Origin of the sequence: Amycolatopsis rhizosphaerae (genome assembly GCF_007713715.1) — a bacterium.
GTDB classification, from domain to species: domain Bacteria; phylum Actinomycetota; class Actinomycetes; order Mycobacteriales; family Pseudonocardiaceae; genus Amycolatopsis_E; species Amycolatopsis_E rhizosphaerae.
Genome location: NZ_VJWX01000285.1, coordinates 1 through 9119, shown reverse-complemented (window position 1 = coordinate 9119; position 9119 = coordinate 1). Strand labels below are relative to the sequence as shown.

The 9119-nt window shown below is 69.8% G+C and carries 8 protein-coding genes; 4 read left to right on the top strand and 4 right to left on the bottom strand.

What is annotated here, in order from left to right; translation table 11 throughout:
• Positions 1-398: hypothetical protein (locus tag FNH05_RS24330; protein ID WP_222426694.1), on the bottom strand; the 398-nt coding region annotated here is incomplete at its 3' end.
• A 137-nt stretch (positions 399-535) separates the two neighbouring features.
• Here FNH05_RS24330 and FNH05_RS24325 point away from each other — a divergent pair.
• The 3 genes from FNH05_RS24325 (at position 536) to FNH05_RS24315 (ending at position 4283) form a co-directional block, all read left to right on the top strand.
• The gene (locus FNH05_RS24325; protein WP_144591031.1) at positions 536-1567 is read left to right on the top strand and encodes a DNA polymerase IV; all 1032 of its coding nucleotides are present in this window, start codon (positions 536-538) and stop codon (positions 1565-1567) included.
• Positions 1568-1642: 75 nt separating this feature from the next.
• On the top strand, positions 1643-2926 hold the full coding sequence (locus FNH05_RS24320; RefSeq protein ID WP_144591030.1) for an MFS transporter: 1284 nt from the start codon (positions 1643-1645) through the stop codon (positions 2924-2926).
• Between the two features lie 22 nt (positions 2927-2948).
• A complete protein-coding gene (locus tag FNH05_RS24315; protein WP_186382709.1) occupies positions 2949-4283 on the top strand; it encodes an amidase family protein in 1335 nt (444 codons plus the stop codon).
• A gap of 167 nt (positions 4284-4450) precedes the next feature.
• Here the strand turns inward: FNH05_RS24315 and FNH05_RS24310 are convergent, their stop codons facing one another.
• From FNH05_RS24310 to FNH05_RS24300, 3 genes are all read right to left on the bottom strand, one after another.
• Positions 4451-5485, bottom strand: coding sequence for a coiled-coil domain-containing protein (locus tag FNH05_RS24310; protein ID WP_144591029.1), 1035 nt, complete (start codon positions 5483-5485; stop codon positions 4451-4453).
• Between the two features lie 62 nt (positions 5486-5547).
• Entirely contained in the window at positions 5548-7542 is a 1995-nt protein-coding gene (locus FNH05_RS24305) for an SDR family oxidoreductase (protein WP_144591028.1), read from the bottom strand.
• 88 nt (positions 7543-7630) lie between these two features.
• Entirely contained in the window at positions 7631-8530 is a 900-nt protein-coding gene (locus FNH05_RS24300; protein ID WP_222426693.1) for an LLM class flavin-dependent oxidoreductase, read from the bottom strand.
• Between the two features lie 60 nt (positions 8531-8590).
• On the opposite strand from FNH05_RS24300, the gene FNH05_RS24295 reads away from it, so the two are divergent.
• Positions 8591-9040 (top strand): MarR family winged helix-turn-helix transcriptional regulator, encoded by a 450-nt coding sequence (locus tag FNH05_RS24295; protein WP_144591027.1) that lies wholly within the window; start codon positions 8591-8593, stop codon positions 9038-9040.
• Positions 9041-9119: the final 79 nt, after the last annotated feature.

Below are 9119 nucleotides of genomic sequence, written 5' to 3'. Positions count from 1 at the left end.
GTCGCGGCCGGGATCCGGGCGGGGACCGGTTCGGCGGAGGAGGGGCCGTCGTGGTCCTGGGCCTGGGCGGTGGCCAGCGTCCAGCCACCGACCAGCACGGCACCGGCGAAGGCGAGGCCCGCGATGCGCTTGCCCGTCCGCGCCCCGTCCTTGCCGCCTTCGGCGGTGGCGGCGGCCGTGGTCGGCTCGCTCAGCAGGGCGGTCACGGTGTTCTTGTCGTACCGGTAGCGCTGAGGGGTCGTCGTGATGACCGGGATGGCCGGCAGCGTCGCGTCCAGGGTGTCGCTCGCGCGACGGGACGAAGGCGTCCAGCCGGGCTCGGCGCCGTTACGGGCGAGCAGCTCGGCGACCGTGGTCGTTCCGGACGAGGCGTCGAGGCTGTGCGTCGCGGTGGTCACAGAGCGTGCCCTTCGTTGTCCTTCGTTCGGGTGGTAGAGCCTACTCGTTCGGGCTTTCTAGCCGGATCTTCCCCGGCGGCGCCACCCTACCGTGTCACGCGTCACAGCGGGGGTGGATTTCGCCGCATACTGGTCGGGTGCCAGCGGACTGGATCCTGCACGTGGATCTCGACCAGTTCATCGCGGCGGTCGAGGTGAACCGGCACCCCGAACTGAGGGGCAGGCCGGTCGTCGTGGGTGGCCGCGGTGACCCCACCGAGCGAGCCGTCGTGGCCACCGCGTCCTACGAGGCCCGCGAATACGGCATCCAGTCGGGCATGCCGATGAAGACGGCGGTCCGGCGCTGCCCCCAGGCCGTCTTCCTCCCCGTCGACAAATCCACCTACGAGGAGGTCTCCGCCCGGGTCATGGCGGTCCTGCGGAAGTTCCCCGTCATCGTCGAGGTGCTCGGCTGGGACGAAGCCTTCCTCGGCGCCCGGACCGACGATCCGGAGGCGCTCGCCGCCGGCATCCGGCGCGCGGTCGCCGCGGAGACCGGGCTGTCCTGCTCGGTGGGGATCGGCGACAACAAACTCCGCGCCAAACTCGCCACCGGCTTCGCCAAACCCGGCGGTGTCTACCGTCTCACCCGGGAAAACTGGGACGAGGTGATGGGGCACCGGCCCACCGAGGCGCTGTGGGGCATCGGCCACAAGACCGCCAGGAAGCTCGCCGGACTGGGACTGCACACCGTGGCGGAACTCGCCGCCGCCGATCCGGCCGGACTCGCCGCGCACTTCGGCCCGACCCTGGGGCCCTGGTACCGGATCCTCGCACTGGGCGTGGGGGACAGGGAAGTCTCGGCCACCCCGTACGTGCCGCGGTCACGGGGACACGAGACGACCTTCCAGCGAAACCTCACCGACCCCGCCGAAATCGGTCGGGAGGTGGCGGCGCTCGCCCGCAAGGTGGCCGAAGACGTGGCCGCCGAAGGGCGCCCGGCCGCGCGGGTGGCGGTGAAGATCCGGTTCGCGCCGTTCGTGACGCGGACCAAGAGCATCACCCTCCCGGCGCCCACCAGTGATTCCCGCGAGATCGAACGCGCGGCGCTGGAGGTGCTGACGCGGTATTCCGACGATCGGCCGGTGCGACTGCTCGGCGTGCGCGCCGAATTCGAGCCGGGAGGCTGACCATTTTCCCCGTTTTGCCGGTAATGCGAGAAATCCGGCATGGTCGGAGGTCTTCGGGGGAAATAGGGTCGGATCATGACACAGTCGTCAGCGGAAGCCCGTGCCCGCCTCACCCCGGATCAGCGGAACTCCTTCCTCGCCGCCGTGCTCGGCTGGATGATGGACGCCTTCGACTATTTCATCGTCGTCTTCGTCTACGCCGACATCGCCAAGAGCTTTGGGATGCAGAAGACCGACGTCGTGTTCATCACCACCGCCACGCTGCTGATGCGGCCGGTCGGTGCCCTGCTGTTCGGCCTGTGGGCCGACCGGGTGGGCCGCCGCATCCCGCTCATGGTGGACGTCGTCTTCTATTCGGTGGCCGGGTTCCTCTGCGCGTTCGCGCCGAATTTCACCGTACTGCTCGTCCTGCGGCTGCTGTACGGCATCGGAATGGGCGGTGAATGGGGGCTCGGTGCCGCGCTGGCGATGGAGAAGATTCCCGCCAAGCGGCGGGGATTCTTTTCCGGAATCCTGCAGGAGGGCTACTCCTTCGGTTATCTGCTCGCTTCGCTCGCCGCACTGGTCGTGCTGCACTGGGCGGGGCTGTCGTGGCGTTGGCTGTTCGCGCTCAGCGTCATACCCGCGCTCATCAGCCTGATCATCCGGTCCCGGGTGAAGGAATCCGAGGTCTGGGAGTCCGCGCGGCGGCGGATGCGGGTGACCCGCACCTCGATCAGGGAAATCCTGTTCGACCCGAAGATCATCCGGCGGTTCGGTTACCTGGTGCTGCTGATGACCGCGTTCAACTGGATGAGCCACGGCACGCAGGACGTGTACCCGACCTTCCTGGCCGCGCACGGATCCGGCGGTGCCGGGCTGTCCTCGACGACGGCGACCTGGATCGCGGTGGTCTACAACATCGGCGCGATCACCGGCGGGCTGATCTTCGGCTCCCTGTCGGAGCGGTTCGGCCGGCGCTACACGATCGCCTTCTGTGCGGTCCTGGGCCTGCCGATCGTGCCGCTGTTCGCGCTGTCCCGGACCGCGGCGCTGCTGTGCCTGGGCTCGTTCCTGATGCAGGTGATGGTCCAGGGCGCCTGGGGCATCATTCCGGCACACCTGACCGAGATGTCGCCGGACGCGATCCGCGGATTCTATCCGGGGGTCACCTACCAGCTGGGCAACTGCCTGGCCGCGTTCAACCTGCCCATCCAGGAGTCGCTGGCCGCACACCACGGCTACCCGTTCGCGCTCACCGTCACGGTCGTCCCGGTGCTGATCGTGGTCGCGACGCTCACGCTCGTCGGCAAGGAGGCGAAGGGGATCGAGTTCGGTACCGAACGCACCGCGACTGCCCCCGTGGTCGCGGAGGACTAGCGGCGGTGCTTAGGGTTCAGCCATGGTGACAACGGCAACGGAGCTGGCGAAGGCGGTCCGCGCGGGTGAGCTGGACCCGGTGCGGCTGACGGAGAAGGTGCTGCACGGGATCGAAGCCGCCGACCGGATCGTCGGCGCGTTCCGGAAGGTGCGTGCCGAGGCGGCACTGGCGGAGGCCGAAGCGCTGGCGTCGAGGCCGGACCTCGCCGCGCTGCCGCTGGCCGGGGTGCCCGTCGCGGTCAAGGACGTAACCGAGATGACCGGCGAATACGCGGGCTGGGGCTCCGCCGCCTCCGCGCGGACACCGTCCACTGAGGACAAAGAGATCGTGGGCAGGCTCCGCGCGGCGGGTGCGGTGGTCGTCGGCCTGACCCGGGTGCCGGAGCTGTGCATCTGGCCGATGACCAGCGACCCCGACGGGATCTCCCGCAATGCTTGGAACCCGGCGTACACCGCGGGCGGTTCCTCGGGCGGAAGCGCGGCCGCGGTCGCCGCGGGGCTGGTGCCCGTCGCGCACGGCACCGATGGCCTCGGCTCCATCCGGCTGCCCGCCGCCATGTGCGGGCTGGTCGGCATCAAACCGGGAGCGGACCTGCTGCCGGAGGGCGGCTGGTACGGGATGTCGGCGCACGGCAGCCTGGCCACCACCGTGGCCGATGCGGCACTCCTGCTCGCCGTGCTCGCCGGGAAACCCGAGCTCGCCACGCTCGGCGAGCCGGGTTCGCTGCGGGTGGCCGTGTCCACCGACCAGCCCCTCACCCACGCACCGGTCCCGAAGGCGCTGTGCGCGGCGGTGGACCGGGTCGCCGATGTGCTCGCCGGTGCCGGGCACCGGGTGGAGCGGGCCACGCCCGACTACGGCGTCGAACCGTCGCTGGGCATTCTCGGCCGCTGGTTCGCCGGCCCGTCCGAACAGGCCGACGGTCTCGACCGGACGTTGCTCCAGCCGCGGACCCGGGCGCATGTCCGGCTCGGGCGGGCGCTGCGGACGGCCGGGCTGATCCGGCCCGGCACCCGGGACCGCTGGCTGGCCAGGGCGGAGCGGTTCTTCGAGGACCACGACGTCCTGCTGACCCCGGCGCTGGCGACCTTGCCGCCCAAGGCGGAACGCTGGCACGAACGGTCCTGCCTGGCGAACGCGATCCCGTCGATCCGGTTGGCGGGGTTCGCGGGCCTGTGGAACCTGGCGGGCTATCCGGCGATGACGGTGCCCGCCGCCCGGCATCCGTCCGGCCTGCCGATCGGCATTCAGCTCGTCACCACCCCGGGGGGCGAGGCCCGTCTGCTCGCGGTGGCGGCGCAGCTCGAACGCCTCAACCCGTGGCCGCGTCTGCCCGGTGAACCGATCATGGCCTGACCACACGGGTGCCGTGACGGGCGGACCGCCACGGCACGTCAAGGCCCCACCACGCCGCCCGATGGTCGGGGGCCGGGCGGCCCTGCGGCCCGGCGACCCTGCGACCCGGCGGACCTGTCACCCGGGTGCCGGGCCGGTGGCCCTGCCCCGGGCGCCGGGGCAGGGAGTCAGCGTCCCTGGCCCGGGGTGCGCGCCGGTTTGACCGGCTGCACCGGGGTGGCGGACTTCGCCGGGGCGGCCGGTTTCACGGCCGGTTTCGCGGCTGTGGCAGGCATGGTGGGCGGGTCGATGGGGTCGATGGTGCGGGACATGTCGACGATCGATTCCTCCCGCAGCGGCTCCAGGACCTCACGGCTGCGCATGAGCACCTCGTTCGCCTTGCTCAGCCGGGCCGCGGCCTCCGCGCCCAGCGAGTTGAGGCGCTGTACCTTGCTTTCGGCCTCCGCCTCCCGGCGTTCGGCCTTCGTGGTGGCCTCGGTGACGAGTTGCTTCGCCCGCGCCGTCGCCTCGCCCACGAGGCGCTTGGCCTCCGCGGTGGCCTCGGCGATCCGGCGCTCGGCCTCGGTCTTGCTCGCCGTCCGCTGGTCGGTGATCTCCTTCTCCAGCGCGCTCCGCTGCGCGGCCATCGAGCTCTCGAACTCGTGCTCGATGGTGCGCCGCTTCCGCTCGGCTTCGATGTCCAGCGACGTGCGCCGCTGCGCCGCTTCGGTGGTCAGCTTCCGCACCTCGCTCTTGGTCGCCTCGAGCGCGTTCTGATGCTCGGCCTGCAGCGCGGCGGCCTGCGTTTCGAGCGACTTGATCAGAGTCGCGTACCGCTCGCGCAGCTTCGTGGACAGTTCGGTGCTCGCGGCCCAGTGCTCCTCCGCCGCGACCTGGGCGCGGGCCACGACCTCCTCGGCGCGCGCGTTCGCCAGGTCCGCCGTGCGCTGCATGCGCTCGTCGAGATCTTCGAGCCGCTCCGGCGGGCGCTTGAGTTCCTCGACCCGGCCCTGCAGCCTGGTGATCTCGGCGCGGGCCGTCTCCAGTTCCCGGGACGCCTTGGTCGCCTGGGTCATGGCCGCATCACGGTCGGCCATAAGCCGGCGGATGCTCAGCTCGACGTGATCCAGGTACTGGACCACCTGCGCACGGTCGAATCCATGCCAGGCCTGGTTGTAGTCGCGCTTCAGCGGGAGCAGGGCGTTGTCTCGCTCGGGAACCATGTCGACGAAGGTACCCGGGTACGGGGCGTTAGTGCCGTCAGGTCGGTGTGAGTTCTTCCGTGTCACCAGTGGAAGCCCCGGGTCAATTTGATCAACCGGGTGGCCGCGCGGGACAGATGCCGTTCCCCCTTTCCGAGCTTGACCCGGCCGGTGCCGCCGGCCGCCTCCGAGTCCGGGAAGATCCGGAAGCCCTCGTAGGCGATCTCGTCGACCAGGTCGGGCAGGAAGGTGTACGCCGCCTGGATCAGGTAGCCCTCCGGGGTGCCGATGTGTTTCGGGCGTTCCTTCAACGCCCGCACCACCATGTCGGCCGCCTGGCCCGGCGACTTGGTGGGGAAGGCGTCGTAGATCTTGGTCGGGCGGATCATCGGCGTGCGGACCAGTGGCATGTGGATGGTGGTGAAGGTGATCCCGTCGCCGCGGGTTTCGGTCGCCGCGATCTTGCTGAAGTAGTCGAGCGCCGCTTTCGAAGCCACGTAAGCGGAGAACCGGGGCGCGATTCCCTGCACGCCGATCGAGGACACGTTCACGATATGGCCGAACTTCCGCTCGGACATGTGCGGCAGCACGGCCAGAATCAGCCGGACCGCACCGAAGTAGTTGATCGCCATCGCGCGTTCGTAGTCGTGGAAGCGGTCGTAGGACAACTTGATCGACCGGCGGATCGAGCGGCCCGCATTGTTGACCAGCATGTCGATCCGGCCGTGTTCCTGCAGGATCTGCTTGACCAGTTTGGTGACGGCCTCCTCGTCGGTGAGGTCGGCCGGGTACACCGAGGCGAAACCGCCCGCCGCGATGATCTCGTCGCGAACCTCCTCGAGTTCGTGCTGGCGACGCGCGACGAGCAGGGGGACCGCCCCTTCGGCCGCGACCTTGAGCGCGGTCGCCCGGCCGATCCCGGAGGACGCCCCCGTGATGATCACCCGACGGCCGTCCAGCGCGCCACGGCTACCCGGCCGGCGTGCGCGGAACGGGTCCAGCCGCTCCTGCCAGTACCGCCACAACACACCGGCGTAGTCCTCGAGGCGCGGCACGTCGATCCCGCTCGCGGCCAGTTCCTTGCGGGTGGCGGCCGAGGCGAAGACCGACGGGAAGGAGACGTTGTCGAGCAACACCGGCGGGATCCCCAGCCGTTCCAGGAAGGCGTCGCGCACGAGCGAGACGCCCGGCAGGTGCTCGCTGAGTTTCGCCAGCCGGAGCAGCCCCTTCGACAACCGTTCGTCGAGTTCCAGATCGATGGTGGGCGCGCCCGCCGCCTTCGCGAACGCGTTGTAGACGGACACGACCGACTGCGGCTCCGGACTGACCAGATGGAAGGCGCGGTCGTCGAGATTCGGCTTGGTGACCAGCGCGAGCAGCGCCTTGGCCACGTAGTCGACCGGGACGATGTTCGTATCCCCGAGATCGGGGCCGACCAGCGGCAGGTCCGGTACCCCGGCGAGCTTGCTGATCGCGGTGAACAGGTAGTAGGGACCGTCTATTTTGTCCATCTCGCCGGTTTGCGAGTGGCCGACCACGATGGCGGGCCGGTACACCCGCCATGGCACCTCGTGCTGCCGTCGTACGAGCCGCTCGGCCTCGAACTTGGTGCGGTGGTACGGGGTGGGCAGGCGCTGCCCCACGTCGAACATGTCCTCGGTGAACACGCCCTCGTGGTCACCGGCCACCGCGACCGAGGACATGTGGTGCAGACAACCAGCGCGGAGGTCGGCGGCGAGTTCGATCACCCTGGCCGTGCCGTCCACATTGGCCCGCACGCTGGCCTCGTCGCCCGCCGTGATGTCGTAGAGGGCCGCCAGGTGGACCAGGTGATCGACCTTTCCGCGCAGTTCCTCGCGGATCTCGTCGCCGACTCCCAGCCGCTCCGCGGAGAGGTCGCCGAGAACCAGGGTGACGCGCTCGGGATGTGGCCAGCCCGCGACCAGGCTCGCGAGCCGTTCCCGGGAGGATCCCCGCACCAGGAGATAGACGCGTTCGGTGTCCTCCCTGGCCAGCAGAAGCCGGGTGAACTGTCGTCCGATCAGGCCGGTCGCGCCGGTCACGAGATAGCCGGGCATCGTGCTCCCCTTCGCCGTATGCCTTTCGCTTGACTTGTATTCTCCCCGCATAACGTGACCGGGACCACCGTCACCCCCGGTTTTCCCATCAGCCCCGCAGCGGCCGGATGATCTCGTCGACCACCCAGTGCGCCACCCCTTCCGGATACGGGGCGCGCAGGCCCAGGACGATGTGCGTCATGCCGGCCTCGACAAGCTCTTCGATCTCCTTCCGGGCGCCGGCCGGATCCTCGTAGGACAGGATGTACTGCACGGAGCGGATGATCTCCCCGGGATCGCGGCCGAGTGCCGCGCAGTGCTCGTCGAGCACCTTGCCCCGCTCCACGAGGTAGTCCAGCGAGTTGTGCGGCGGACCCGGCACGTTCCAGATGTCGGCGTGCTCGGCGACGACGCGCAGCATCCGGTTGCCCCAGCCCCCGAGCAGCAGCGGGGGACGGGGCCGTTGCACCGGCTTGGGTTCGTTCCGGTTGCCGATGAGGGTGTAGTAGCGGCCCTCGAAGTCGAAGACCTCCTCGGTCCACATGCGCTGGAGAATCTCGATCGTCTCCTCGAGGCGGGCGATGCCCTCCGCCGGTGGCACGGGCTTCAGGCCGTACGCCGCGTACTCGCGCAGGGCCGGGTTCTCCCCGGCGATTCCGCCCGCGCCGGGCGGCTGATGGGTGCCGCCCACCCCGAGTCCCATGGTCAACCGCCCGCCGGAGATCACGTCCACCGTGGTGGCGATCTTGCCCAGGACCGCGGGCTCGCGGACGCGGTTGCTGGTGACCAGCAATCCCAGGCGCAACCGCCTGGTCTGTGCGGCAAGGGCGGCGAGCAGGGTCCAGCCTTCGTAGATCGGCCCGTTCGCGGGGCCGGCGAGGGGGAGGAAGTGGTCCCAGAGCCAGGCGTCCTCGATCTCGGGCAGGTCGTCGGCCTCCTGCCAGACACGGACGATGTCGTCGTAGCCCACGTGCATCGGGCTGGTTTTGATGCCGAATTTGATGGTCATATCGTCACTATAGCGGATCGTCAGCTCTGCTGACGATCAGGTCGCGGTAATTTGACCTTTATGGCGCAACGACCCCCCGAAGTGCTGGCGTCCCGGCTTGGCTACCTGCTCAAACACGCGCAGATCCGATTGGGCGAGGCGGTGGCGGCGGCACTGGCGCCGTACGGGATCGACGCCCGCGAACTGGCCGTGCTTTCCCTGCTGTCCGCGGAGTATCCGCTGTCTCAGCTGGAGGCGGCCGGGAAACTGAACGTCGACCGGACCACGATGGTCGCCCTCATCGACGGTCTGGAGGACAAGGGCCTGGTCGAGCGGCGGCGCAGCAACCAGGACCGGCGCAAGAACATCGTCGAGCTGACCGAGACCGGCAAGGAACGCCTGCGCAAGGCCGACGCGGCCCGGCGGGAGGTCGACCGCCTCTTTCTGGCGCCGCTCGGCCTGGAGGGCGCGGAGCAACTCGTCAGCGCCCTGCAGGTCCTGGTGATCGGCGACTGGGAGAGCGCGCCGTAAAGCGCCGCCGGGGTCGGTTACACCGGGTCGGCGACGACCACGCGGTTGTCGGCGTACCCCTGTGCCCCACCGACCCACT